The 26,888-nt window shown below is 37.7% G+C and carries 27 protein-coding genes and 1 pseudogene; 11 read left to right on the top strand and 17 right to left on the bottom strand.

What is annotated here, in order from left to right:
* Positions 1-56: 56 nt before the first annotated feature.
* The 3 genes from murT to PCY10_RS01525 are packed head-to-tail and all read left to right on the top strand — an operon-like array spanning position 57 to position 2,473.
* Positions 57-1,400 (top strand): lipid II isoglutaminyl synthase subunit MurT, encoded by a 1,344-nt coding sequence (murT, locus tag PCY10_RS01535; RefSeq protein WP_021002610.1) that lies wholly within the window; start codon positions 57-59, stop codon positions 1,398-1,400.
* Positions 1,400-2,185: a lipid II isoglutaminyl synthase subunit GatD gene (gene gatD, locus PCY10_RS01530; RefSeq protein WP_021002609.1), complete on the top strand. Its 786-nt coding sequence runs from the start codon at positions 1,400-1,402 to the stop codon at positions 2,183-2,185. Before murT ends, gatD begins: the two co-directional genes overlap by 1 nt.
* 30 nt (positions 2,186-2,215) lie before the next feature.
* Entirely contained in the window at positions 2,216-2,473 is a 258-nt protein-coding gene (locus tag PCY10_RS01525; protein WP_021002608.1) for a LapA family protein, read from the top strand.
* A gap of 103 nt (positions 2,474-2,576) precedes the next feature.
* On the opposite strand, the gene PCY10_RS01520 is transcribed toward PCY10_RS01525, so the two are convergent.
* The 7 genes from PCY10_RS01520 to PCY10_RS01490 form a co-directional block, all read right to left on the bottom strand.
* Positions 2,577-4,472, bottom strand: coding sequence for an ABC-F family ATP-binding cassette domain-containing protein (locus tag PCY10_RS01520; protein ID WP_021002607.1), 1,896 nt, complete (start codon positions 4,470-4,472; stop codon positions 2,577-2,579).
* A 73-nt stretch (positions 4,473-4,545) separates the two neighbouring features.
* Positions 4,546-4,911, bottom strand: a complete 366-nt coding sequence (locus PCY10_RS01515) for a hypothetical protein (protein ID WP_021002606.1) — start codon at positions 4,909-4,911, stop codon at positions 4,546-4,548.
* Position 4,912: 1 nt separating this feature from the next.
* A complete protein-coding gene (locus PCY10_RS01510) occupies positions 4,913-5,614 on the bottom strand; it encodes a matrixin family metalloprotease (protein WP_021002605.1) in 702 nt (233 codons plus the stop codon).
* A 143-nt stretch (positions 5,615-5,757) separates the two neighbouring features.
* Positions 5,758-6,549: an alpha/beta hydrolase family protein gene (locus tag PCY10_RS01505; protein WP_021002604.1), complete on the bottom strand. Its 792-nt coding sequence runs from the start codon at positions 6,547-6,549 to the stop codon at positions 5,758-5,760.
* A 104-nt stretch (positions 6,550-6,653) separates the two neighbouring features.
* On the bottom strand, positions 6,654-8,315 hold the full coding sequence (locus PCY10_RS01500; RefSeq protein ID WP_003072358.1) for a ribonuclease J: 1,662 nt from the start codon (positions 8,313-8,315) through the stop codon (positions 6,654-6,656).
* A 694-nt stretch (positions 8,316-9,009) separates the two neighbouring features.
* The gene (locus PCY10_RS01495; protein WP_021002603.1) at positions 9,010-10,296 is read right to left on the bottom strand and encodes a U32 family peptidase; all 1,287 of its coding nucleotides are present in this window, start codon (positions 10,294-10,296) and stop codon (positions 9,010-9,012) included.
* A gap of 126 nt (positions 10,297-10,422) precedes the next feature.
* Positions 10,423-11,352, bottom strand: coding sequence for a peptidase U32 family protein (locus tag PCY10_RS01490; protein WP_021002602.1), 930 nt, complete (start codon positions 11,350-11,352; stop codon positions 10,423-10,425).
* A gap of 138 nt (positions 11,353-11,490) precedes the next feature.
* On the opposite strand from PCY10_RS01490, the gene PCY10_RS01485 reads away from it, so the two are divergent.
* Complete coding sequence (locus PCY10_RS01485; protein WP_003072351.1) at positions 11,491-11,784, top strand: DUF3270 family protein; 294 nt, start codon at positions 11,491-11,493, stop codon at positions 11,782-11,784.
* 90 nt (positions 11,785-11,874) lie between these two features.
* Here PCY10_RS01485 and PCY10_RS01480 read toward each other — a convergent pair whose 3' ends face one another.
* The 8 genes from PCY10_RS01480 to PCY10_RS01445 all read right to left on the bottom strand — a co-directional run bounded on the left by PCY10_RS01480 (position 11,875) and on the right by PCY10_RS01445 (position 18,065).
* A complete protein-coding gene (locus PCY10_RS01480) occupies positions 11,875-12,342 on the bottom strand; it encodes a YtxH domain-containing protein (protein WP_020998493.1) in 468 nt (155 codons plus the stop codon).
* Positions 12,343-12,357: 15 nt separating this feature from the next.
* Positions 12,358-12,741 (bottom strand): DUF948 domain-containing protein, encoded by a 384-nt coding sequence (locus tag PCY10_RS01475; protein ID WP_003072347.1) that lies wholly within the window; start codon positions 12,739-12,741, stop codon positions 12,358-12,360.
* Positions 12,742-12,758: 17 nt separating this feature from the next.
* Positions 12,759-13,532 carry a prolipoprotein diacylglyceryl transferase gene (gene lgt / locus PCY10_RS01470; protein WP_082312318.1) on the bottom strand — a complete coding sequence of 258 codons (774 nt, stop codon included), beginning with the start codon at positions 13,530-13,532 and terminating at the stop codon, positions 12,759-12,761.
* Positions 13,525-14,457, bottom strand: a complete 933-nt coding sequence (gene hprK / locus PCY10_RS01465; protein ID WP_301558761.1) for an HPr(Ser) kinase/phosphatase — start codon at positions 14,455-14,457, stop codon at positions 13,525-13,527. Before hprK ends, lgt begins: the two co-directional genes overlap by 8 nt.
* Before the next feature lie 110 nt (positions 14,458-14,567).
* A complete protein-coding gene (locus tag PCY10_RS01460; protein ID WP_020998490.1) occupies positions 14,568-15,089 on the bottom strand; it encodes an NUDIX domain-containing protein in 522 nt (173 codons plus the stop codon).
* A gap of 49 nt (positions 15,090-15,138) precedes the next feature.
* Positions 15,139-15,411, bottom strand: coding sequence for a PspC domain-containing protein (locus PCY10_RS01455; RefSeq protein ID WP_003072339.1), 273 nt, complete (start codon positions 15,409-15,411; stop codon positions 15,139-15,141).
* A gap of 130 nt (positions 15,412-15,541) precedes the next feature.
* Positions 15,542-15,949 carry a SprT family protein gene (locus PCY10_RS01450; RefSeq protein WP_301558760.1) on the bottom strand — a complete coding sequence of 136 codons (408 nt, stop codon included), beginning with the start codon at positions 15,947-15,949 and terminating at the stop codon, positions 15,542-15,544.
* A complete protein-coding gene (locus PCY10_RS01445; protein ID WP_301558759.1) occupies positions 15,936-18,065 on the bottom strand; it encodes a Tex family protein in 2,130 nt (709 codons plus the stop codon). Before PCY10_RS01445 ends, PCY10_RS01450 begins: the two co-directional genes overlap by 14 nt.
* Positions 18,066-18,184: 119 nt before the next feature.
* Between PCY10_RS01445 and PCY10_RS01440 the strand changes: the two genes are divergently transcribed.
* The 7 genes and pseudogenes from PCY10_RS01440 to PCY10_RS01410 all read left to right on the top strand — a co-directional run bounded on the left by PCY10_RS01440 (position 18,185) and on the right by PCY10_RS01410 (position 24,320).
* Complete coding sequence (locus PCY10_RS01440; RefSeq protein WP_003072333.1) at positions 18,185-18,325, top strand: SPJ_0845 family protein; 141 nt, start codon at positions 18,185-18,187, stop codon at positions 18,323-18,325.
* Complete coding sequence (locus tag PCY10_RS01435; protein ID WP_009568853.1) at positions 18,322-19,227, top strand: permease; 906 nt, start codon at positions 18,322-18,324, stop codon at positions 19,225-19,227. The genes PCY10_RS01440 and PCY10_RS01435 overlap by 4 nt, the downstream gene beginning before the upstream one ends.
* Positions 19,224-20,039 (top strand): TIGR03943 family protein, encoded by an 816-nt coding sequence (locus PCY10_RS01430; protein ID WP_003076581.1) that lies wholly within the window; start codon positions 19,224-19,226, stop codon positions 20,037-20,039. The genes PCY10_RS01435 and PCY10_RS01430 overlap by 4 nt, the downstream gene beginning before the upstream one ends.
* A 114-nt stretch (positions 20,040-20,153) precedes the next feature.
* A complete protein-coding gene (locus PCY10_RS01425) occupies positions 20,154-21,518 on the top strand; it encodes an MFS transporter (protein WP_301558758.1) in 1,365 nt (454 codons plus the stop codon).
* 47 nt (positions 21,519-21,565) lie between these two features.
* Positions 21,566-23,053: a glucose-6-phosphate dehydrogenase gene (zwf, locus tag PCY10_RS01420; protein ID WP_247954012.1), complete on the top strand. Its 1,488-nt coding sequence runs from the start codon at positions 21,566-21,568 to the stop codon at positions 23,051-23,053.
* 97 nt (positions 23,054-23,150) lie between these two features.
* A pseudogene (locus PCY10_RS01415) lies at positions 23,151-23,398 on the top strand (hypothetical protein); the annotation flags it as partial.
* A 229-nt stretch (positions 23,399-23,627) separates the two neighbouring features.
* A complete protein-coding gene (locus PCY10_RS01410; protein WP_009568856.1) occupies positions 23,628-24,320 on the top strand; it encodes a YoaK family protein in 693 nt (230 codons plus the stop codon).
* Positions 24,321-24,567: 247 nt separating this feature from the next.
* Here the strand turns inward: PCY10_RS01410 and PCY10_RS01405 are convergent, their stop codons facing one another.
* The gene (locus tag PCY10_RS01405) at positions 24,568-25,200 is read right to left on the bottom strand and encodes a CPBP family intramembrane glutamic endopeptidase (RefSeq protein ID WP_009568857.1); all 633 of its coding nucleotides are present in this window, start codon (positions 25,198-25,200) and stop codon (positions 24,568-24,570) included.
* Positions 25,184-26,878: an ATP-binding cassette domain-containing protein gene (locus tag PCY10_RS01400; protein ID WP_021002594.1), complete on the bottom strand. Its 1,695-nt coding sequence runs from the start codon at positions 26,876-26,878 to the stop codon at positions 25,184-25,186. The genes PCY10_RS01405 and PCY10_RS01400 overlap by 17 nt, the downstream gene beginning before the upstream one ends.
* Positions 26,879-26,888: the final 10 nt, after the last annotated feature.

Below are 26,888 nucleotides of genomic sequence, written 5' to 3'. Positions count from 1 at the left end.
CTTTTCAAGATATTTTTCTGTAACCTTCTTTACTTTTTTATGATAAAATATTTCTTATGAAGATAAATACAGCATTGGGCCTCTTGGCAGGCAAGTCCTCCCACTTTGTTCTCAGCAAAATGGGGCGTGGTTCGACCCTGCCAGGGAAAGTTGCCCTAACATTTGACAAAAACATTTTACAAAACCTAGCGAAGAACTATGAGGTCGTGGTTATTACCGGAACTAATGGTAAAACTCTGACTACAGCTCTGACGGTAGGCATCCTCAAAGAGGCTTTTGGTGAGGTTGTGACTAATCCCAGTGGTGCCAATATGATTAGCGGGATTACGACAACCTTTCTAACTGCTAAGAAAGGAAAATCTACTAAGAATATCGCTGTACTAGAAATTGATGAAGCGAGTCTTTCTCGTATTTGCGACTATATCAAGCCAAGCCTTTTTGTCTTTACCAATATTTTCCGTGACCAAATGGATCGTTACGGAGAGATTTACACGACCTACCAAATGATTCTCGATGCTGCAGCGAAAGTACCTGAAGCGACTGTACTGATGAACGGTGACAGCCCGCTCTTTAACTCGGTCAGACTGAAGAATCCCGTCCGCTACTATGGATTTGACACCAAAAAAGGGCAAGCTGAGTTAGCGCATTATAATACCGAGGGCATCCTCTGTCCCAAGTGTCAGCATATTCTAAAATACAAGCTCAATACTTATGCTAATTTAGGTGATTATATTTGTGAATATTGTCATTTTAAACGCCCTGAATTAAACTACAAACTGACCCAATTAACTAGCCTTCACCACAATAGTTCAGAATTCGTCATTGATGATCAAGACTATCACATCAATATTGGAGGCCTTTATAACATCTACAACGCCTTAGCAGCCGTTTCTGTTGCTCAGTTCTTTGAAGTCGACTCGGCTACCATCAAGGCTGGTTTTGACAAAAGTAGAGCCGTTTTCGGACGTCAGGAAACGTTCAAGATTGGTAACAAAGAATGCACGCTAGTTCTGATTAAAAATCCAGTTGGAGCTACACAAGCTCTAGAAATGATCAAGCTTGCTCCTTATTCATTCAGTTTGTCAGTTCTCCTCAACGCCAACTACGCAGACGGTATTGATACCAGCTGGATTTGGGACGCTGATTTTGAGAAAATTTTAGACATGGATATCTCACATATCATTGCTGGTGGTGTTCGTCATTCTGAAATTGCTCGTCGCTTGCGAGTCACTGGTTATGATGCTAAGCAAATCAATGAAGTAGCTGATCTGAGTCAAGTCTTTGAAGAAATTAAACATCAGAAAACCAGACATGCCTATATCTTAGCAACATATACTGCTATGCTGGAATTCCGCGAGCTACTGGCAGAACGACAAGTGGTCAGAAAGGAGATGAACTAATGGTTTATACATCCCTAATTTCTCCTGATAACCAGGATTTCAGTTACGATATTAAAATTGCCCACCTCTATGGAGATCTCATGAATACTTATGGAGATAATGGCAATGTGCTCATGCTTAAATATGTGGCAGAAAAGCTAGGTGCTAGAGTTCAAGTGGATATTGTCTCTCTGGAAGATGGTTTTGACAAGGACAGCTACGACATCGTCTTCTTTGGTGGTGGCCAAGACTATGAACAAACAATTGTAGCTCGTGACTTACCAGCTAAAAAAGAAGCTTTAGAAAACTTTATCAATGAAAACGGCGTAGTGTTAGCTATCTGCGGCGGTTTCCAACTCTTAGGCCAATACTATATCGAAGCTTCTGGCCGTCGAATCGAAGGCCTAGGTATTATGGGACATTACACCCTTAATCAAACCAATAATCGCTATATCGGTGACATCAAGATTCATAATGAAGAATTTAATGAAACTTACTATGGTTTTGAAAATCATCAAGGACGGACGTTTCTGTCTGATGATGAAAAACCACTGGGTAAAGTCGTCTATGGTAATGGTAACAACCAAGAAGATGGCTGCGAAGGTGTTCATTATAAAAATGTCTTTGGTTCTTACTTCCATGGTCCCATCTTGTCCCGCAATGCGAATCTGGCCTACCGTCTGGTGACCACCGCTCTGAAAAACAAGTATGGCTCAGATATTGAACTAGCTGCTTATGAAGATATCCTAGCTCAAGAAATCCCAGAAGAATACGGAGATATCAAGAGCAAGGCTGAATTTGAATAAAGAATAATATAAATATATTGGAGAATCATTATGAAAGAAAAACTACACTACATCCTGCTTTTAATTACCATTCTATTGGTTGCCAGTATTTCCTTGGCTAATATGCAGAGTGTCAATGTTAGCTTTATCCTATTTAGCTTCAAACTTCCCTTAATCATCTTGATTTTGGTCTCAGTGCTCCTAGGCTCTGTCACGACCTTTCTCATCAGCATGCTGAAAAACTTCTCGCTAAAAAAAGAGCTTAAGAAAACCAAAGAAGCTCTTGAAAACTCACATACAAAAAACTAGGTTGGAAATTATTCCAGCCTAGTTTTTTGTATTCTCTTTTGGTAAGGGTAGGGAAAACATTGTAATCTCTAAGAAGCTCATTTTACACAGAAACTGCACACTCCTACACCTTATCCGCCAGTTCTTCCCATTCTAGCAGGACTTCTTCTTGGGCGGCTGTCAGCTGGTCGATTTGCTGCTGGCTCTCCATGAGTTCGCCGGCGTCATTAGTGGCCTGCATGGCTTCCTGAAGCTGACTGATCTGGCTGTCCAAGTCTTCGATTTGCGCTTCCAATTGCTCTAAGCGGCGGGCCAGCCGGCGCTGTTCTTTCTGGTTTTCCTTTTGAAGCTGATAGTCATTGGCAGGGGCAGTTTTGTCAGGACTAGCCTGCTCTGTCTCCTCCTGCAAGGCTTCCTGCTCTGCCTTTTTCTCCAGATAGTAGTCATAAGCACCCAGATAAAGGGTGGAGCCTGTCTCAGAGAGCTCAATGATCTGGGTGGCCACACGGTTGATAAAGTAACGATCATGGCTGACAAAGAGCAGGGTTCCATCAAAGTCAATCAGGGCATTTTCCAGCACTTCCTTGCTGTCAATGTCCAGGTGATTGGTCGGCTCGTCTAGGATGAGGAAGTTGTTATTTTCCATAGATAGCTTGGCTAGAAGCAGCCGCGCCCGCTCTCCACCTGATAGCATGCCGACAGACTTCTTGACATCGTCTCCCGAGAAAAGGAAAGCGCCTAAGCGATTGCGAATCTCGACCTCTGGCGTCAGCTTGAAGTCATTCCATAGCTCATCGAGAACCGTATTGCTGGGAGTCAGTTTGCTCTGGGTCTGGTCATAGTAGCCCACTTCCACATTAGCCCCCAACTGCTCCTTACCTCTGATGAAGGGCACTTGACCGATTAGTGATTTAATCAAGGTCGTCTTTCCAATTCCATTTGGCCCAACAATAGCTACCGCATTGAACTTGCGAATGTCGAGGTTAATCGGCTCCGACAGGACTTCCTCCCCATAGCCAATAGCCGCATCTTCCAAGGTTAGAACAACATTACCCGAAACTTTATCGGATTTGAAGGTCATATTGGCCGAGCGACTACCTGTCTCCGGCCTGTCCAAACGCTCCATCTTTTCCAGTTGCTTGCGGCGGGACTGAGCCCGCTTGGTTGTGGAAGCCCGAACTAGATTGCGATTGACAAAGTCCTCCAGCGCAGCGATTTCTTTCTGCTGCTTTTCATAGTTCTTAGCCTCGGTGGCTAGCTTTTGCTCCTTTTGGACCACAAAGCTAGAATAATTGCCCACATAACGATCCAGGGAATGTTTGGTCAAATCCAGCGTGATAGTTGCAACTTTGTCTAGAAAATAGCGGTCGTGACTGACAATGATCAAGGCACCGCTGTAGTTAATCAAGTAAGTTTCCAGCCAGGCAATGGTCTCGATATCCAAGTGGTTGGTCGGCTCGTCCAAGACCAGCAGTTCTGGCTTTTCCAAAAGCATCTTAGCCAGAGCCAGACGGGTATTCTGCCCGCCCGAAAGCTCAGAAATCTTCATCTGCCACATGGGCTGGTCAAACTTGAAGCCATTCAAAATAGCTCGAATATCGGCCTCGTAGGTAAAACCACCCTTCTGTCGAAAGTCCTCTGACAGCTGGTCATACTGGGTCATGAGAGCAGTCAGCTCTTCCCCTGACAATTCTCCCATTTGCAGCTCCATCTGCCGCAACCGCTTCTCTTGCTGACGCAGACTATCAAAGACCAGCAGCATCTCGTCGTAGATAGTATTCTCCGACTCAAAGCGGCTGTCCTGAGCCAAATAAGACAGAGATAGGTCTCGTTTTTTATTGATCTGACCAGAAGTAGGCTCTTCCTCGCCTACCAAAATCTTGAGCAGGGTTGACTTTCCAGCTCCATTTTTACCAACTAGGGCAATCCGGTCCCCCTCATCCACCTGCAGGTTAATATTGTCAAAAAGAAGCTCCCCTGCAAAAGAGCGTTCAATCTTGCTTGCTTGTAAAATAATCATAACCCCATTATAGCAAATTCATAGCCCAACTACCATTCTAGAAAATAAAAATACGGTCAAGATAAACCGCATTTCATCTAAAAGTATGTAAAATTTCTTGATTTTGCATCACGAGGTAAATACCTAATAAAACAATCAAAATGAAAAGAACGAATTTGATGATTCCTTTTACAAAACGGATTACCCAAAGGATCATCATAGAACCAATCAACCACATAACAGCTGAATGATTGAAAAAGCCTTGAACTGCCTGACTGTTTTCGCCAAAAAAACTTTGGATAGGAGCTGGAATATGTTCTCGCCATGCAGCTGTCACTCCAATACGATTTGCGATATCAGAGCCACTTTTCCATAACCATGCAAAAATACTAGAATTAAAGAGAAACAAAAAAACTTGCTCTGGGAAATATCTAATGACTTTAAATATATTTTTTAACATTTTATGATTGATACAACTCCTTTACTGTTTGAACGTCCACTGCTTGAATACTATAAAATGAACCAGAGGACTGCATGACAGATTTTTCTTCATTGTGTTCTAATCCAATCGCATGTTCCAATTCATGTTCTGCTGTGTTTACGATTCGTTCATAAGAGTAGCCGTATTGACTGTTTAATAGATAATAACGATTTAAACGAACAATTACAGTTGTGAAACGTTTAGTCAACAAATTTGTTTGTGATTCTGCTTCACCAGCTGCATTCACAGTAGCATTATTCATCTCCGTAGCCACAATATTCGCCTGCTTTTTATCATCTACTATCTGAAAAGTGAATGCACCTGTTTTATTCCAAGCATGAATGGCTTCCTGATAAGCCAAGCGAAGCGTTGAATTTTTTGTATCTATATACACCGTAGCACTTGCTTTATCCCACCGAACACCAGATTGGTGAACATGATTGTCTGATAATTGCTTGGTAATATCTTTCACATGTTGCCCAACGCTTCGTTGACGATCTTGCCCATTTATATAACGATAAAGTTGTCGCACATCTTGCTGAAGAATTGTAACAAAATTCGTTTTAGAAGGACTCATGATATACAAACTTCCTACAAAAAGAAGTGCTACCAAGGCAATAGTATAAACCAAACGCCACATCAAGCGCAAGAACGCCGAAAACATTCCAAATACAAACCTCATTCTCGCCCTCCTAATTTAAAATATAAAGAGTAAGTATAATGAGATTCACTTAAAAAATTCTTAAAATAGATAGAGCATAATAGAAATAACAAATCTCTAAAAATCATTCCCTGTCAAATATAAGACCCAAAGATACCACACACTTAGGATAGGCGTTCCTCTACTTCAAAACCAATTGGCAACCATTTAAGAAATTTTTCTAATTGTTTTTCCCAATAATACCACTCGTGCTTCCCTGGAGCATGTTCATACGTAATATCTAACTCGCACTCGCGTAATTTTTTAACGGCTATTTCATTTGCTTGATAGAGAAAATCTTGCTCTCCACACCAAGCATAGAATTTAGTTCTTTTATCTGACTTCTTTGCCATCGTTGTTAGAAAATGTTGCTCAACACCAGCTGCTTTCAAATCACCAAACACACCTTGCCAATAGTTGAGTGTTCCTCCAGGAAGGTCCTCTATATTCACATCATCCAAACCGATTCCAATGGCACCTGAGAAGGACCCCGCATAAGAGAATTGATTTGTTGTCAATGCTATTTTATAAGCCCCATAACCTCCCATAGATAAACCAGCGATAAATGTTTTTTCACGTTTTCGACTCATATTTGGAAAGAAACGTTGCATGACTTCAGGCAGTTCTTTGGCTATAGCATCATAGTATTTTAATCCATAAGTAGTATTCGTGTACCAAGCAAGATCTGTTGATGGCATAATTACAATTAAATTTGTATGGCGTAATAGACGCTCAATATTCGTCCGCTTCCGCCAAGAATTTTCATTTCCACCCATACCATGCAAAAGATAAAGAACGGGAATATCGGTGTCTGTCATCCGACTTGGCTCTACCGCGTCTACATCAGGATAGATGACATTGACACGACGCTCCATTTCTAATACTGTAGAATGATATTCAATTTCAAAAAATGCCATGTTGTCTCCTTTTTATATCTACATATGAATGTAAGAAAGGGGTTGGAACAAGTGTCCTGACCCCATTATTTTTGTTACTATCTTGACAAATGCCTCCAGCGATCTTAACGCACTTCCATTACAACTGGTAAAATAGCTGGCCGACGTTTCGTTTGCTCAAAGAGGTATTTCGCAAGATTGTCACGTACAGCCCCCTTCAATTCGCCCCAATCAAAATTATCCTTTGCGAGGTAATCTTCAACTGTCTTATTGATTAAATCAGCACTTTCACGTAAAATATCGCGACTTTTCTTAACATAAACAAAACCACGTGTATGAATCTTCGCTCTGGAAATAATCTTCTTATCACGTCGGTTCACTGTAATCGCTACGATAAAGATACCGTCCTCGGATAAAACTTTACGGTCACGCAGAACAATATTTCCCACATCACCAATCGCATTTCCGTCAATCATGACATCACCAGCCGGTACTGCTCCAGCAGGTAAAAAATCGCCTTTTTCATATTCCATAATGCTACCACGTTTTGGAATAAAAATGTTCTCTGGCAACATTCCAACAGCCATCGCAGCTTTAGCATGCGCTGCTAATTCACGGTATTCTCCTTGAATTGGGAACAAGAATTTTGGCTGCAAGAGATTTAACATCAGTTGCAAATCGCGTTCATTTCCATGACCGGACACTCGTAAATCTTGCGTAATCAATTTAACAACACCACCTGCTTGGTAAATCATATTTTCTACACGTGCCACCAAGGCTTCTTTTGCGATAGACGGTGTGGTAACAATATAAATCAAATCGCCTTCCTTAATTTCTACATAACGGTGACGACCAATAGACATCTTACGCAAGCCATTGATGGGCTCACCCATTCGACCAGTTTCCAAAATGATCAATTCATGATCTTCAAACTTAGACATTTCTTTAGGTTTAATCAGCAAGCGTTCATCTACAAGGGATAATTTCTTCAAGCGAATAGCTGTACGAACGATATTTTCAACATCAAATCCAGTTAATACAACACGACGTCCCGTTCTAGCAGCTGCTTCAAAAACTTGCTGAATACGAGAAAGATTGCTCGCAACTGCCGCAACAATCACGCGCCCATCCCAATCCCCAATCGTATCGCTAATTTCCTTTGCAACTTCACTCTCACTTGCCACTTGAATACTACTATCCGCATTGGCAGAATCACTAAGAAGAGCTAGGACACCTTCGCGACCAATCTCTGCCAAACGAGCAAAATCTGTCGCATAAGACTGGCTAGCTGTTTGATCAAACTTGAAATCACCTGTGTAAACAATATTGCCTTCAGGCGTTTTCAAAATAATTCCTAAACTCTCTGGAATTGAGTGTGTTGTTTTAAAGAAAGACACAACCGTATCTCCAAAGTCAATCTCTGTATCTTCATCAATCACATGAAAATTATTGAATTTTTTGACTGTATCATTTCCTTTGACAAATAACTTGGCCAGCTCAATCGTCAGTTCCGAACCAAATACAGGTACCTTTATTTCCGCCAACAAATAAGGCAGAGCACCAATCGCGTCTGCATGACCGTGTGTCAAAAAGACTCCTGCAATGCGGTCCTTATTTTCAAATAAATAGTCCATATTTGGAATGACAAAGTCCACACCAAGCTGTTCATTTTCCGGATACTTTAGTCCGACATCAAGGATAAAAATAGATTCATCCACTTCAGCGATGTAAAGATTTTTTCCATTTTCACGTACACCGCCCAAAGCAATCAATTTAATATTGCTCATTGATTCTCCTTTTCATATTTTTCTTACTAACGGCCCTTGGCTTCCCAAGTCGAATTACAGTTTTGCAAGTATTTTGCATATCCTATTTATTATACTACTTTTCATGATTTTTTTCAAAGAGGAGAGCATATAAAAAACTCCTAGTTACTGTATTTCTACAGAAAGCTAGGAGCCGTCTCTATTTGCTAATAAGTGATAGATAGACTTTCAGAAAAGAACTTTCTGAAAAGAGATTCTTATGATGATTCCATCGTTATTTTATTAAAGAATGATTTTCTTGTCCACAATATATCAAAAACAAGTTTATTCATCTAAAACAATAGTGGTTTTTTACCAAAGCGTGAAAATCATTAAAAAGCTTTTATCGACTACATCAAATAATATTCTTATTTATTCTTTCACTGCGTTCTCGATACGCGATGCAGTTCTACAAACCACTACATGCCATCTTCAGAAATATTATCAAATACCTCCAATTAAGAAAAACAATTAGCAAATAGAAACTAATACATCATAAACGATTTAAAACATGAATATTCCAATCCCCATTGGAATCATCCCTTTCTTATCTTTCTTCAACTATATTATACACTTTCTTTTCCGGAAAAGCAAGCGTTTACATTTGAATTTTTAAAATATTTTTTTACAAATAAAAAGAGGCAAAATTAATAATCCCCCCTTTTCAATGTAGATTTTATGCTCTTACTGTGACGCTTGTTCCATCTTCTTTGTAAAGATTTATCAGTCCTTCTTTACGACTACGTACCATATCACCTGGATAAACCGGGTGCGGCAAGGAAATGGTCAACAATTCCATCGGATTTGGAGCACGGTCAATTTTATTCCCATCTGAATCATGTAAATCTGTAATTACCCCATCAAAATGCCGGAAACCAGGACCATAAAATTCGACTAGATCACCTTCATTGATGACATTTCGTTGTCGAATAGTCGCTGTTTGTGTGGCAGAGTCATAAGCCACCACTTCTGCTACAAATTTATATTGTGGAATTTTTCGTCGTGCTCCAAAAAGTTGCTCATTTTCAGTCGGTGTGTGATAATAAAATCCTGTCGCCAACTCACGCTGCGCTACTTTCCACATTTCATCTACTAAATCTTGCTTGATCGCTTCAAACTTTTCTGGACTTTCAAGATAAGCATCAACTGCAGCTTTATAACAATTTGAAACAGTGGATACATAGTGAATAGACTTCATACGCCCTTCAATTTTCAAGCTATCCACTCCATTTTCGATCATATCTGGAATGTGATCAATCATGGACATATCAACAGCTGACATGGAGAATTCTTCTGGAATTTCCCCTTTTAAGCTTTTGCGCTCTTGCCCAAATGGCATATCGTACAAATCATATTTCCAACGACAAGATTGTGAGCAGCCTCCACGGTTGGCATCGCGCATACTCATGTGGTTGGATAAGGTACAGCGTCCTGAGTAAGAAATGCACATAGCTCCATGAACAAAAGCTTCAATCTCAACATCAGTATGCTTGCGGATTTCTGCTAATTCTTCCATGGAAACTTCACGTGCCAAAACCACACGCGTTAAACCTAAATCTTTCCAAAATTCTAGCGTTTCATAGTTTGTTGCACTAGCTTGTGTTGATAAGTGTACTTCCAAACCTGGTGCTTCTGTGCAAGCGATGGCAATCAAGGCTGGATCTGACACGATAACAGCTGAAATCCCAATATTACGTAGAGTACGGAACCATTCCCCAGCCCCCTCTTCATTGCCTTCGTGGGTCACCATATTTGCAGCAACATAGACTTTAGCACCATGTTTGCGAGCAAATTGGACGCCTTCTTCCATTTCTTCAAACGTAAAATTCCCAGCACGACTACGCAAGCCATAGGCTTGTCCACCAATATACACAGCATCCGCTCCATAGCGAATGGCCACTTTTAATTTTTCCAACGTTCCAGCAGGTGCCAAAACTTCTGGTCTTTTTAAAGTTTTTGTCATATCTCGCTCTTTCTAAATTCTATTGCTTAGCCTTTTTATTTTATAGCAAAAAAGACTTGAAAGCAAGCTAAAGGAATCAGATTTAAAAAATAAATAAGCAGTCACAATTGTGGCCACCTATATTCTTTATTTTACCTGATCCGGATCATAGTCATAAAAACCAGTATCTAAGAAACGATTCTTTGGATGTAACTGATGAACCTGTTCATCCAAAAGGAACGCTTGGTCTGATGTGAATTGATTGAGCTCAATCAATTCACGCGCTTGCACAAAAAGTTTGGCAATTTCAACAAAATTATGTCCTGGCGTATAAATTCCTTCTAGTTTCCAATGTGTGAAACCATGTTCTACCAATTCACTCAACTTGGTCATCATATCCAAATCATTATTTGCAAAAATATGGGTGCCATGATTATCCTCAAAAATAGAATAATGACTTTCTGGATCGCTTGGCTCTGCAAGGAATAAATCACGCTCACGGTTCTTTTCATCATTAATATGAGTGAAATTATAATAATTCTGCAACAGTGGTCGTTTAGAATGATGAATGACGCTCGCACCATAGACTAAAATTTCAACAGGGATTTCTAAAATCTCTTGCATTTTAAATAATTCTGCCGATGGAATTTCGCGTGCTAAAACTGCTTCTGAAGCACCTGCCTTTTGCCCCCAAAAATTCACTTGACGACTGCTAGCAACCATGGTCGAGGCATCATAAATCGTCTTAAATGGATAGCCATCACGTTTTAATATATAAAAAACACCAGCATCTCCCACCGTTATATAATCTGCTTGAATCTCCACTAAAAACTCAAGAAAAGGCTTGATTTGATTCATCATTTCCTGATGCATCAAGGAGTTGACAGCAACTGTCAACTCCTTGCCTGCTTCATGCACAATAGTTGCAATCTGGCGCAATTCATCATAAGAAAAAGTATGGGGTAGACGAAGACCATACTCTTTTTCTCCAACATATATGCGATCTACACCTGCTTTTAAAAGCTCTTTTACTTGCTCCACACTCTCAGCGGTTGCTGTAATGATAATTTTTTCCATAGTGAAATTATATCATATTTTCTATTTTACTTCTATTTTTTAATTTGAAAAGCATTTTTATTCTTTTTGTAACCTTTATGTAATATTTATCTAATTAAAATCATGGTAAAATAAGAGAGTACTGTAAGGAGAGAGAACATGACCGCAAGAAAATATCAGTCTTATCAAGAAGACTACACTTATTTAGAATTAGAAGAAGAACGCTATCCTCTTTATCAAGATTATATCCCTGAAGCAAAAACAAATCCAAATCTGAAAGAATTGCTATTTTTTGTCAATATTGCTACATTTTGTATCTTGACAGTTTTGTTTAGTTTTTTATTCTTATCCGTTAAATTAAATACATTCTTTGCTTTTACATTAGCAATTTCTCTTAGCTTGATTTGCGTCAAAGGGCAACAAGCGTTTATTCGTCGCAAAATAAATAAATAAATAGTTTTGATATAAAGCACCCACTTTCTCAGAGGTGCTATTTTTGTTGTGATGCAATTGGATCAGTTAAACAAATAAAAAATTGAGGTGTTAATCCTCAATTTTTTTATCTTCATTTTCTGATTCTTGTTTTTTTGTCAAATCAATAACAATGTCCTCAGAAGTCGTCTCTTTTTCTGTTGATTCTGGAGCAGACTTTTTTAAATCTTCTGGGGAAATCTCCTCCGTCTGCATTTTTTCTTTCCATTCCTTAAATTTTTCCTGTGAAAAATCAACTACTTGTTTCGTTGCTTCTTTAACAGAGTCAAGAACTGTTTCACCTGTAATTTCTCCACTCTCGACCTTTTCTTTAGCTTGATTGACTGCTTCTACAGCCTGATTAGAGAAATGATTTGCTTTTTGCACTACCTGATCTTTAAAATCGTCTGGATTTTCTTTAACTTCATTCATGAAATCTGAAACCTTAGCCGTCACTTCTTTTCCTTTTTTACTGGTGAGAAATACTGCTGCAGCCGCACCAGAGATTGTTCCTAAAAGGATAGATGAAAATTTACCCATAATAATCCTTCTTTCTTATTTTTTAAATAATTTAGTAATCATACGCAAAGCCGATAAAGTTGCACCAGCTTTCACTCCATTTTTACCTGCTGTAGCGGCTTTTTTACTCAAATGCCGAGCAGAATCATTTAAATCTGAAACTGACTCTGACAAATCTGCAACTGCAGTGAAAAGTGGATCAATTGTTGTCATTTTCCCGTTAATATCATCTGCTAAAACATTCACTTTGGTTAACAATTCATTTGTCTGATAGAGTGTCACATTCACATCCGTTGTCAATACCTGAATTGTTTTTTCTGTTTCATCAACGACAGTTGAGATTTTCCTGACTAAGAAAATCGTGTAAACAATCAAAGTAATCAAAGCAAGGGCCACTAAACTATAAGCAATTTCAAGCATTTTTTTCTCCTAACTTTTTAATAATAAGGGGTATCTACTTTTTTTCTTTGGTAAATGATAAGAATAATTCCTGCGACCACTAGAACAGCTGACAACCATTGTGACACACGCAAGCCCACAAACATGAGACTATCTGTTCGCATGCCTTCAATCACCATGCGACCTATTCCATACCAAATAAGATAAAATCCAGTCATTTCTCCACGTTTGAGGAAGTTTTTCTTTCTTCTCGCAACCATCACTAAAGCAAATCCTAACAAATTCCAAACCGACTCATAAAGGAAAGTTGGTTGCCGATAATGTCCATCAATATACATTTGGTTGCGAATAAAACTTGGCAAGTAATCCAAACGTTTAACAATCGCTCCGTAAGCCTCTTGGTTGAAGAAATTGCCCCAACGCCCTAGACTTTGAGCAATCATTACACCTGGAACAGCAATATCTAAAAAGTCTAGTGTGTTAATGAATTTTCGTTGGGAGAAGAAATATAAGACAATCGCTCCAGTAATTAAACCACCATAAATAGCAATTCCCCCGTGCCAAATAGCAAAAATCTCAGCAGGATTTTTAGCATAATAGTTCCAGTCAAAAATGACATAGTAAATGCGAGCCCCAACAATCGACAGAGGAAATGCAACAAGAATAAAATCAAGAATGTCATCTGGAATAATCTTTTTCCTTGGTGCTTCTTTCATAGCTAGATAGACAGCTAAAATCAAGCCTGTCACAATACAAATCGCATACCAACGAATACTAAAAGGCCCTATCTTAAATGCAATTGGATTAATCATGAGCCACCTCATTTTTACTAATAAGATTGGTTAAGCGTTCCTCAAAAGTCTTCGTTGCATCAAAGCCCATTTCTTTTGCGCGGTAATTCATAGCTGCCGCTTCAATTACTACTGAAATATTTCGACCGGTTTTCACAGGAATCCGGATTCTTGGAATCACTACACCTGATACTTCAAACTCCTCACCATTGTTCCCCAAACGATCAAATGTTTTATTGACATCATAATTTTCCAGATAAACAGCCAACTGAACCTGGGATGAATCTTTTACAGCACTTGCCCCGTAAAGGCTCATAACATCAATAATCCCAACGCCACGAATCTCAAGTAAATGGCGCAAAATTTCAGCTGGCTCACCCCAGAGAGTCATTTCATCTTTGGCATAGATGTCTACTCGATCATCAGCCACCAGACGATGACCGCGTTTGACCAATTCCAAGCCAGTTTCACTTTTCCCGATTCCACTATCTCCTTGAATCAAAACACCCATTCCATAAATATCCATTAGAACGCCATGAATACTGGTTCGTTCAGCCAAACGTGAATCTAGATAGCTAGAAATTTCACCTGACAAACGACTTGTCGGTGTATGACTGCTGAGAACAACAATTTTGTTTTCCTTCGCAGCCTTCAACATCTCATCAGGTACTTTCAGATCACGCGCCACAATCATAACAGTGTCTCGTTCAAACATTTTCCGTAAAACCTGATAGCGATTGTGAGAGGTCATCTTCATCAAGTAAGACCATTCCTTCATTCCCATTAGCTGGATACGTTCTGGTGTGTAATAGTCAAAATAGCCTGTCATTTCAAGTCCAGGACGAGAAATATCAGATGTTGTAATCTCTTTTTCCAACATTTTCTCATCACCATAAACCACATTTAATCTGACTTTATTTAATAGATCTTTGATCCTTACAGCCATATTTTTCCCCTTTGATAATTTCTTTATCTATTATAGCAAATTTTCAGACTAAAAGAGAGTTTCATCTTTGATTTTGCAAAGAAAATGGATTCAAACATCTGTAGTACCCATCAGTCCTCTGACTGAATCATTTGTTCTACAATTTGTTTTTGATTTTGAAATACAGGATATCGCTCCATAAAATATCGAAGCTCACTAGACTTCAACCAGATGTGACCATCCGTTTCACTCTCTTGATACCTCACCGTTTTCTCTGCCACGATGGCCTCATAAAAATCAAAATGACAGCGATCGTTAGATGACGTCACTTGGTCAATCAGTTGTAGTTCTATAGGAATTAGACCAGTTTCTTCCCGCAATTCACGATAGGCTGCGGTCATGCTATCTTCACCAGCCAGCACACTTCCTCCTGCACCAAACTCATAATAGTTAGGATGAATCTCTTTTTTAGGACTGCGGTGCATCAGGAGAAATTCCCCATCTATATGACGAACAAAGACATTGACACAAAGATGGTACTTCCCTTCTGGAATCTCTTCTCCTCTGAGCAATTTATATCCAACTTTTTCCCGATACTCATCGTAAGCATCCCAATACTCCATCTCTTCTCCTTCAAAAATAAGAGAGTCCATTGCATGAACTCCTTTTTGCATCTATAAACAAACTCTTATTCTATTATAATCACCAAAACCAACCATCTTCTTCTTTGATAGCTTCTGCTTCTTTGCGCTTACGAGGTCCTGTTCCATACATTTCTTCTTCCACATCTTCCTTGTAAGGCATCACAGCTGCTAAGATGATATAGATGATAATCCCTAAGCCAAAGTTAAAGATAGTAAATAAAACGAATAAAAAGCGAACGAGACCAACATCCAAACCAAATTTGTCAGACAAACCAGCTAAGACTCCTGATATAGCGCTATTTCGGCGTAATTTATAGAATTGTGTTTTCATAATCATTCAGCCTCTTTCATTGATACTAGAATTAGTGTAGCATATTTTAACCATCATGCCATCCGTCCTTAGGCGGATTTCTTATTATCAATGTTTACAACTACTGCTTTCTGATAAATTTCAGCTTGCCTTAACACTTTCCACAGCAATACCGTTTTGGATTGATTTGTTTTTTTCTGAAATAGAACATATGACATTGTTGACATTGATAAATCAAGACCGTAGAACGATAATCAAAACCCGGTGCATAACGAAGCCCATCAACCTTTTTCAACAAGTTTTTAAAATCCTGATCCCTATGGCGATAGCCCTTCTTTTCAAAGTAAAGATGATAATGACACAGCTCATGTCGAACAATTTTTCGGAAAGTCTCTAAACCAAACCGTTCATAGATTTTGAAGTTAAAATCAAGATGACCATCTTTTGGAAAAAAGCGTCCGCCCGTTGAGAGGAGACGCTTGTTCCAAACAGCCTCATGACGAAATTCCTTGCCAAAATCTTCTGAAGAAACTTGTCTAACATAGTTAGTTAGATTCATGTGGCGACACCAAGGAAAGATTGACCTTTTCTCTTTCTATATCCAATTTATCTACCCAGACTGTCACCAAGTCACCGACAGAGACAACTTGACTCGGATGTTTGACATAGTTGTTGCTGAGCTTAGAAATATGAATCAAGCCATCTTCATGAATACCAATATCCACAAAAGCTCCAAAATCAACAACATTGCGAACAACACCTTCTAATTTTTGCCCAATTTGTAAGTCCTTTATATCTAGAACATCTTGACGAAGAACTGGTGCATCAAACGAATCACGTAAATCTCGACCTGGCTTGAGTAAGTCTGCAATGATGTCTTTAAGTGTTGCTTCCCCTATTCCCAAGTCGTTAACTACCTTGGCTACATCCAATGACTGTAATTTTTCCTGACCATCTTGATTCAAGTCTTTAATTGCTAGCATTTGGAATAATTTCTCAACAGCTGGATAACTCTCTGGGTGAACACCTGTATTGTCTAAAATATTGTCACTTTCGGGAATCCGTAAGAAACCTGCTGCCTGTTCAAATGCTTTAGCACCCAAGCGAGGCACTTTTTTAATATCTTCACGCGAATGAATCATACCTTCTTCTTCACGATATTTGACAATATTTTCAGAAATCGTTTTATTCAATCCTGCTACATGAGAGAGAAGAGAGGGACTTGCAGTATTGATATTAACGCCAACCTGATTGACAACGGTATCTACAACAAAGTCCAAGCTTTCAGATAATTTCTTCTGACTAACATCATGCTGGTATTGCCCAACACCGATTGATTTCGGATCAATTTTAACCAACTCTGCAAGCGGATCCTGCAAACGCCGAGCAATCGAGATAGCCGAACGTTTTTCAACGGTCAAATCTGGGAACTCGTGCCGCGCCAATTCGCTAGCTGAATAAACAGATGCACCGCTTTCATTTACAATGACATAGCTGACATTGGGATGAGTTTTCAGCACTTCAGCAACAAACGCTTCACTTTCTCGACTAGCTGTTCCATTTCCAATAGCGATAATTTCAACGCCAAATTGTTCAATCAAGTCTGACAGTTCTTGCTTAGAAGCTTCAATTTGTGCTGCTTTTGCTGGCGGAACAGGATAGATAACCTGAGTTGTCAGCATTTTTCCAGTTGCATCTACGACTGCTAGCTTAGCTCCTGTCCGGAAAGCTGGGTCAAAACCGAGTACTACGCGCCCTTTGAGTGGCGCAATCAAGAGCAGATGACGAAGATTGTCTGAAAATAGCTGAATAGCACCATCTTCCGCTGTTTCAGTTAATTCTGTTCGAATTCGACGTTCCATAGCTGGAATGATTTTCTTTTTCACTGCTTGTTGGATTGCTTCATGAATGTAGTTATTTTTAATCTTAAACCGCAATTCAAAAAAGCGGATGATTTTTTCTACATTATGTTCAAAACCAACTTTAAGTACACCTAGCTTTTCACCCCGATTTAAAGCTAAAGTCCGATAACCTTGCATATCCGCAATTTTTTCAGAAAAATCATAATAAATTTGAAATACTTGCTTTTCGTCCAAATTTGCATCTTTCAAAGTTGAAACAATGCTTGAATTTTTCAGTATTTCATGATAGGTCCATGCACGCAGTTGGACATCTTCTGAAATGGCTTCCACCAAAATATCTACAGCCCCAGATAGAGCCGCCTCTGCCGTTGGAAATGCTTCACTAGTTAAATCAATGGCTTCTTCTTGTAGATTGCTAACATTTTGCAATATAAGCCGTGCCAAGGGAAAAAGTCCTGCTGCACGCGCAATCGTAGCCTTTGTCCGACGTTTTTCTTTGTAAGGAAGATAAAGTTCTTCCACATCAGTCAACTTTTCAGCTGCTTCAATAGCTGCACGTAATTTATCCGTCAGCTTTCCTTGCTCCTCGATCTTAGCTAACACTGTTTCTTTACGTTCTTTGAGATTTGTCAGGCTTTTATCCAAATCAAGAATTGCCTTGATCTCTACCTCATCCAAATTCCCCGTCATTTCTTTCCGATAACGAGCGATAAAGGGAATTGTGTTGCCTTCAGCTGTCAATTCAAGAACTTTTTCAACTTGTTTTTGACTAACATTTAAACTTTGTGCGATTTCAATAATATTTGTTTCCATAAAGAATATTATACCATATTCCAAACTTTATTACATAGGGGAAAATAATTCACACAACTTTATTTCACCATAATCTTCAAAATGATAGTATAATAGTAAAAAAGAAAAAGGAGGCTGCTATGGCTATTAAATTTACGCGTTCAGATGATTTAGATAAAATGTTTGAAGAATTTGCAACGTTACCTAAAATCGAAAAAATAGAATTTCCTGATGAAAAAGAAAAAAAGATTAAAAAAGAACAAAAGGCTAAAAAATCATGAATTTTTTTCATCAACTGCCGCCTAGTGTACTGCAAGCTGGTGCGATTTTCCTCTCCATTATTATTGAAGCACTGCCTTTTGTGCTGATTGGGAGCATTATTTCAGGTTTTATAGAGGTTTATATCACACCAGACAAAGTTTATCGCTATCTACCTAAAAATAAATGGGGGCGGATTTTCTTTGGTACTTTTATAGGATTTATTTTCCCTTCCTGCGAATGTGGAATTGTCCCCATTATCAATCGCTTTTTGGAAAAGAAAGTGCCAAGTTATACAGCCGTACCTTTTATGGTGACGGCGCCAGTTATCAATCCTATCGTTCTCTTTGCAACTTACTCTGCTTTTGGAAATTCCTTTAAAATGGCGTTACTCAGAGCTTTTGGATCTGTTGTTGTAGCAATTGTTCTAGGAATCTTCTTTGGCTTTCTCAATACTGCAAATATTCAAAAAGAAAATCGAATCATTCCGCATGAACATGATTTTTCTCATTTAAGTCAAAGCCAGAAAGTATTCCAAGTATTTGTGCAATCTATTGACGAATTTTTCGATACTGGTCGCTATTTAGTTTTTGGCTGTCTCTTTGCCAGCATCGTTCAAGTCTATGTTCCTACACGCATTCTGACTTCCATTAGTGCAACACCACTTATGGCTATTCTATTATTGATGGTGCTTGCATTTCTTCTCTCACTTTGTAGCGAAGCTGATGCCTTTATCGGAAGCTCACTCATTTCTAGTTTTGGGTTAGCACCAGTTTTAGCTTTCCTCGTCATTGGACCAATGTTAGATGTAAAAAATATTCTCATGATGAAAAATTATCTCAAAGGACGATTCATCTGGCAATTTATTGGAATTGTTAGTTTAGTCGTTGTTCTTTATTCTTGGCTTGTGGGGGTAGCGCTATGATTCGTTTTTTAATTTTAGCTGGTTATTTTGAAATTACCATGTATTTGCAACTTTCTGGCAAACTCAACCAATACATCAATATGCATTTCTCTTATTTGGCATATATTTCAATGGTGCTTTCTTTTATGTTAGCCATTGTTCAGCTCATTGTTTGGATGAAAAAAATGAAAGTACACAGCCATCTGACGAGTCGTTCGGCAAAATTTGCTAGTATTGCTTTTCTCATCGTACCGTTGCTGGTTGCTCTCTTCTTTCCAACAGTCAGTTTAGACTCTACGACCGTTTCTGCTAAAGGTTACCATTTCCCATTAGCTGACGGCAGTTCAAAAAACATTCAAGCTGATGAAGGCACTACCAATCAGTACCTAAAACCTGATACCAGCACTTATTTCACTAAAAGTGCTTATGAGAAAGAAATGCGAGCAGCCGCCAAAAAATATCTGAAAAAAGATACCATCTCTGTTACGAATGAAAATTACATGGAGGTCATGGAAGTTCTTTATGATTATCCAGATGAATTTGCTGGAAAACGACTAGAATTTACCGGTTTTGTTTATAATGATCCAAGTGATGCTAAAAGTCAATTTTTGTTCCGCTTTGGTATTATTCACTGTATCGCCGATTCGGGGGTTTATGGACTTCTTACAACTGGAAATACTGAACATTTTGAAAACAATACCTGGATAAGAGCAAGTGGGAAAATTACGATTCGTTACCATAAACAACTAGGACAAAGCTTGCCAATACTTGAAGTAGATAGTTTCAAAAAAGTTGAGAAACCTAGCAATCCTTATGTCTATCGTGTCTTTTAATCCATATTGAATAAACAAAAGAAGACCTGAGAACTATTTCTCTAGGTCTCCTATTATGCTCTTTTCTGAGCAATTATGATAAAGTAAGAAAGATTTTTATTTTTAGGAGTTATTATGTCACATCACAACCAAGTCATCTCAAGAAAAACGTTGCTATCGATTTTTGCCACTGCTCTAATTACTTTTGCTGGAATTCTTTCGGAAACTAGTATGAATGTCACTTTCCCGCATCTTATGAAAGTGTTTCATACAGATCTTGGAACATTGCAGTGGATTACGACAGGTTACCTGCTCGCTGTCTCCATTACAATTACACTAGGAGCCACACTAGCGCACAACTGGTCTGAACGTAGAATTCTCTTTACCAGCCTAGCTATTTTTACAGTAGGAAACGGTGTAGCGATGCTTGCGCCAAATTTCGCCCTACTCATGCTAGGCCGCATTTTGCAAGGTTCAGCAACTGGAATTGCCACGCCACTTATGTTTAATCTTATCGTAGAACGTATTCCGCGCAATCAAATCGGGTTTTACATGGGACTGTCTGGACTCGTTATAAGCCTAGCTCCTGCGATTGGTCCCACTTATGGCGGCTTTATGATTAGTTTGTTTGATTGGCATATGATTTACACATTCATCATGCCGATTCCGATCATCTCCTTCATTTTAGGATTTTTCTTTTTAGAAAATACTCCCAATAGAAAGAAACGCCCTTTTGAATGGATTTCTTTCTTACTCCTTGCCCTCTCGCTTACTTTTTCTATTATGGCCATTTCTAGCTTAGAAGAAGGTAGTTTTAATTGGAGCTTCGTCATCATCTTTTTATTATCACTTCTACTTTTCATTTGGAGAAGTTTAACAGTGGAACATCCTTTTTTAGATCTTCGTATTTTAAAAAATCCAGCTATTTTACTCGGACTCATCCCGTTTTTCCTCTATCAATTTTCCAATTTATCAGCAAATTTTCTAATTCCTAATTTCTTGGTTTTAGTAAAACACCAGGCAACTTCTGCATCTGGTTTTGCGTTACTTCCTGGAACAATGTTAGGAGCTTTCTCAGCACCTTTCTTAGGCAAATTATATGATAACAAAGGACCCAAACTTTCCTTATACGGTGGCAATATTCTCTTTTTCTTAGCTATCTTCGTTTTTGCATCCTTTACAAAAGCCCTAACATTGCCATTCATCATTCTACTCTATATTTTCTTCACGATCGGGCGCAATATGGCGTTCAACAACACAATGGCATTATCTGTTTCACAAATTAGTCGCGAAAAATCACCTGATGCTACAGCACTTTTTCAAATGGCGCAAACATTTGCTGGTGCTTTAGGAACAGCTACCGCTGCTGTCATCATCAATCAGGCTCCTGATACCACAACAGGTGTGCACCTTGTTTTTCTTCTTCTATCTGTCCTTGTTATCCTTATTTTTTATCTTTTTTACTCTTTATTTCGAGCTATCAAAAATCAGAAATTTTAATCAATTTGTGGTAAAATAAATAAAATATTAGAAAATGGGTATTCAAAATGTCTTCAAAATTGATTATTACAATTTTTGGTGCTAGTGGAGATTTAGCAAAAAGAAAACTCTATCCTTCTCTTTTTAGATTGTATAAATCTGGCAATCTGTCTAAGCATTTTGCTGTTATCGGTACGGCTCGCAGACCTTGGAGTAAGGAATATTTTGAATCTGTTGTAGTAGAGTCGATAACAGACCTAGCAGATAGCCCTGAGCAAGCGCAAGAATTTGCTAGCCATTTCTACTACCAAAGTCACGATGTGCAAGATACCGAGCATTATATTGAATTAAGAAAACTACAAAATCGTCTCAATGACCACTATCACGCAGAACACAATAAATTGTTCTTTTTATCTATGGCGCCTCAGTTTTTTGGAACGATTGCCAAGCACCTCAAATCTGAACAAATTGTTGATGGAAAAGGATTTGAACGCTTAATTGTAGAAAAACCCTTCGGTACAGATCTTGCCTCTGCTAGCAGGTTGAATGATGATTTGCTGGCAACATTTGACGAAGACCAGATTTTCCGTATTGACCATTACCTCGGAAAAGAAATGATTCAAAGTATTTTTGCCATTCGCTTTGCCAACCTTCTTTTCGAAAATATCTGGAATCGCGATTATATTGACAATATCCAGATTACCTTTGCAGAAAAGTTAGGCGTGGAGGAGCGCGGTGGCTATTACGATCATTCAGGCGCTCTACGTGATATGGTACAAAATCACACACTCCAGCTCCTGTCCTTACTTGCTATGGACAAACCAAAAGCATTCACCAAAGATGACATTCGAGCTGAGAAGATTAAGGTTTTCAAGAACTTACATAAGCCTACTGATAATGATCTGAAAAAGCTCTTTATTCGCGGTCAATATACTTCTGGCAAAGTTGATGGAAAAAAATATATTTCCTATCGCAGCGAACCAAATGTTAATCCAGAATCTACTACAGAAACTTTTGCTTCTGGTGCATTTTTTGTAGATAGTGAGCGTTTCCGTGGTGTTCCATTTTTCTTTCGTACTGGAAAGCGTCTTACTGCTAAAGGAACTCATGTCAACATTGTTTTTAAGCAAGTGGAATCCATTTTTGACTCCTCGCTCCAACCAAATGTGTTGACCATCTACATTCAGCCAACTGAAGGTTTTTCTCTTAGCATGAACGGCAAAGAAGTAGGTGAACAGTTTAGCTTAGCTCCGCTAACACTTGATTATCGTACAGATGCGACCGCCTCTGGTGCATCACCAGAGCCTTACGAGAAGCTCATATACGATGTGTTAAACAATGACTCAACGAACTTCAGCCATTGGGATGAAGTGCGTTCTAGCTGGGAATTGATTGATCGCATTGAAGCCTTGTGGGCAAACAATGAAGTTCCTCTTCATCATTACAAATCAGGTACTATGGGGCCTGCAGCTAGCTTTGAACTTCTGCACCACTTCGAATCCAATTGGAATTGGCGACCAGACGAAGTCTATCGCAAAGAAGGGCGACTGGAATAAAGTAAATATATATAATCGATTTGCAACTCATTCATTTGCCAGTCTTTTCCTAGCTCTATAATTTCTGTAGTGGGTAGATCCCATACAAAAGTTATAGAGCTTTTTGGCCTACAAAAGTTACATCACTAACGTCCTTGAATCTATTCAAATGTCAAGTTGACGATTATCAATAAACTCATCAAGGATATTAAACGACAAGCTCTTAATTTCCGAATTTTCCAGAATCGCAAAATGAGAATTATCATTGCGTTACCATATCAAAAGAGAGTACTGGCCTCATTCTCTTTGTGCCTCAATAGAAGTCATCTACTACAAACAAAAATCCCCACCAAAAGTGGGGACTAAAGGCACTTTCGTGTGATGAGCAGGTTCACACAACTCATCAAGGTCCGCTCCTGCGTATATGACCTCCCATGCTCAATATGTGACTTACGTCACCTATCGACTCATCGCATGAACCAATCTTACTATACTTATCAAATTATGTCAAGAAAAACTATTACATTCTCAACTCCTTCCACGTTTGAAATTAACATTTTAAAAGAGTAAAATAATTTTAGGAGGATAAAAAATTATGGATACAACAAAACAGCCTGTCCTTATGCCTCAGGATACGAGAATAATGGCTCTCTTACTTGGTGCTGTAGGTGGCTGCCTTGATGTTTTCTCGCATATGCAATTTAGTACGCTAATCGCAACTCAAACAGGGAATATTCTTTTAATTGTAGCCGACTGGGATGGTCCAACCGTAAAGACGGCTTATCGCATTCTTTCACTTGTCTTCTTTACTTTTGGTTTTATCCTTGGTATTCTACTTAAAGAACAGGCTCAAAGTTCACATTGGCGTACTTGGGGAATCTTACCGTTAACTCTCATCACTTTCCTCTTTCCGTTCTTTCACTCTCATTATTTTATCTGGGTGATATTATTTGCAACCTCTACAGGAATGGTCATGTTAACTTATACAGGCTCAAAAGTCGAGTCTCACCCCTACATGATTATGATGACCTCAGGAAATTATCGGAAAATGGTCACTGCTTGGTATGAATATATTCGTTTTAAAGATCGTAGACATATTATTAGAAGGCAAGCGGCTAATTACTCTATGATTGTCGCTAGTTTCATCGGCGGTGCTGTTTTTACTGGATTTCTCACACGCTTTATTCACCAATACGCTATCTGGACAGTCACTACTATTTTGACGATTATTATCATTCATTATACCAGATACAATCATATACATCACTTAGAGCAAAAAAATATCTAGCATCATAACAATAGGAATGACGATAAAAAAGATATTTTTCAATCATTTGAAATCACAAATATTTACTACCTTCTTGAATACTGAAAGATGCTAGGTTCTCTTGCGCTTAGTTATAATTCATCTGCTATAATTGATCAGAAATCAAAAGTTAGATTTCCTATCCAACTTTTGGAGTGCAAATCACATCATAGAATTTTACCAGATTTCAATTCAATTTTAACATCTTATTATTTTCATTAATTACATTTTATAACATCAATGTAGCAAGTGCATTATTAAGAATATGTGTTAACATAGAATATTCGATTTTTTTTTCTCTATAATAAGGTAAACTCATCCCAAGTCCCATTGCACTATAAAATAATAATGCTTTGATAAATGAGTCTGGATTGCTTTCACTAGTTGCATGTGCAGCACCAAAAAGTAAACACGTAATTATCAGTCCCTTTCGACTCATTGAATAACAGTAATTCATAATTATTCCTCTAAAACATAACTCCTCAAGTATTGGCATAAAGATTATAAAAAATAATAGAAGAAGAGGCTCTCCCAATTTAGCATAAAGTAAATCAACTAAATCATCATTTGCAAAAGGACCAAGTATTGGAACAAACACTCTTACGAAACATCGTAAAACAACTGCTATGGCAATAGAATAAAGAGCGCTCTTGAACTCTAGTTGCTTCCTGCAAATAGGATTTACAACTTTGTGCCTGATTGAAATTTTGTAGCATAACAAAATCAATATCAATGTAAATATTAAGATTAATATTCTCTCATAAGCTTTTGGAAGAATCTCTAATTTCAATACTATAATCCAAAGACTAGATAGAATACCTAGTGAAAAAATTACTATCAGTTTCTCATAATTTTTCTTCATTTTTGATTACCTCTATACTTCCATCTTTTGAAAATTTTAAATAATAATCTATATATTTCTTAAACAATTCAGTATTATGAAGTATAATAATATTTATAGTATCTGGAATTCTATTTCTCAAAGAATCAAGCATTCTCTCATTTGACAACGCATCAAGATTAGAATTAGGCTCATCCAAAATTCTAAATGTAGCATCTCTATAAAAAACTCTTGCTAATGCAACACGTTGCCATTCTCCAGCAGAAAGTTGCTGACCGCTATCAAACCAATACCCTAATTGAAATTGTTCATTACCATAAGAAAATTCATTCAAATTAAATTCTGATAAGTACGTATTTAGTGAAGTCTCATTTTGACTGTTTAATTTTATATTTTCTTCTAAAGTTCCCTCTACTTTAAGAAAATCTTGAAACAGTACAGAACTACATTCTAAAAAACTTGACTTATCTACTTTCAATAAATCACTTCCATTAATAATAATCTTCCCTTCGTAGTCCTTATATAAACCTAGTAAAAGTTTTATAAATGTTGTTTTTCCGCTACCATTAGGACCAACTAATGCATATAGATTTCCACTTTTTAATTTTAAACTTACATTCTTTATGATATTTCTTTCAGTTTTAGGATATTTAAATGATAAGTTTTTAACCTCTATCTCTTCTATACTTGAGATATGCTCATTAAACTCAGATTGCCAACTGAAGACTTCAATTTTAAAAAATTCTAAAAACTGTTCAAAATATAATCTCTTCTTCAATATCTCAGTTCCCGTACTAAGAATAGTTGTAATTTGTAGTTGCAAAGAATTCACGGATCTAATAAAAATGATAACATCTCCTAATAAAACATCTCCTTCAAAACCTTTAAGTATTGTAAAAACAAAAACAGCTCCTAAAATAATTGAATTTAAAATTGATAATAAGCCATTTTTCGTAGCGCTTTCTTTGGCAATCTTTAAATCTTGCCTTTTAAAATAATGTTCCAAATTAATGTGTTTTTCCTTTAATTTTTTATAATAATTAAATAACTTTATCTCTTTAAAATATGTACCAGATAGTAATAAAAATTTATAATACCAAGATTCTCTAGTCTTGTCTGTCCGTTTTCTAAGGATTGAATACTGTTTCTCATTGATTATATTATTTACCACAAATTGAATAATAGGTATTATAAGAACAAGAGGGAGCAACCCATAAGATACTCGTATAATTACATAAAGATAAGAAACAATATTAATAATTGTTGAAATCATTTTGATATGTTCTTGACAAAAATCCAAAATATCATCAGAATTTAGATTTTGTGTTCTTTGAATTATATCAAAAGTCTCACTCTTTTCAAAACTGCTTAAAGAGAGAGTCTCTCCGTGATTAAGAATCAATTTGTCAACATATACTTTAAAATTCAGGCGTATTTTTGTCCCATAATATGCAAACCAAGCATCACATATTTTCTCAATAACTTCAGATAATACATATACGGAAATCAGTACCAAGTACTCTGTTACCACTCCTGCTTTCATTTGGATTCTATTGAATAAGAATTGTAAAATAAATAGTCTAGAAAGAGAAAGTAGATTGATTGTAACTGTTAATATTACAAATGTCCAAAGATATTTTTTTTCAAAGCCATTTATTAAATTAAATGAACTTTGCACAACTGAAAAATAACTTCTCATACAGTCTCTC

This window comes from Streptococcus sp. SI1 (assembly GCF_030439945.1).
Lineage (GTDB): Bacteria > Bacillota > Bacilli > Lactobacillales > Streptococcaceae > Streptococcus > Streptococcus intermedius.
Note: the sequence above shows the minus strand (reverse complement) of the source record. Positions and strands in the feature narration are given on the sequence as shown.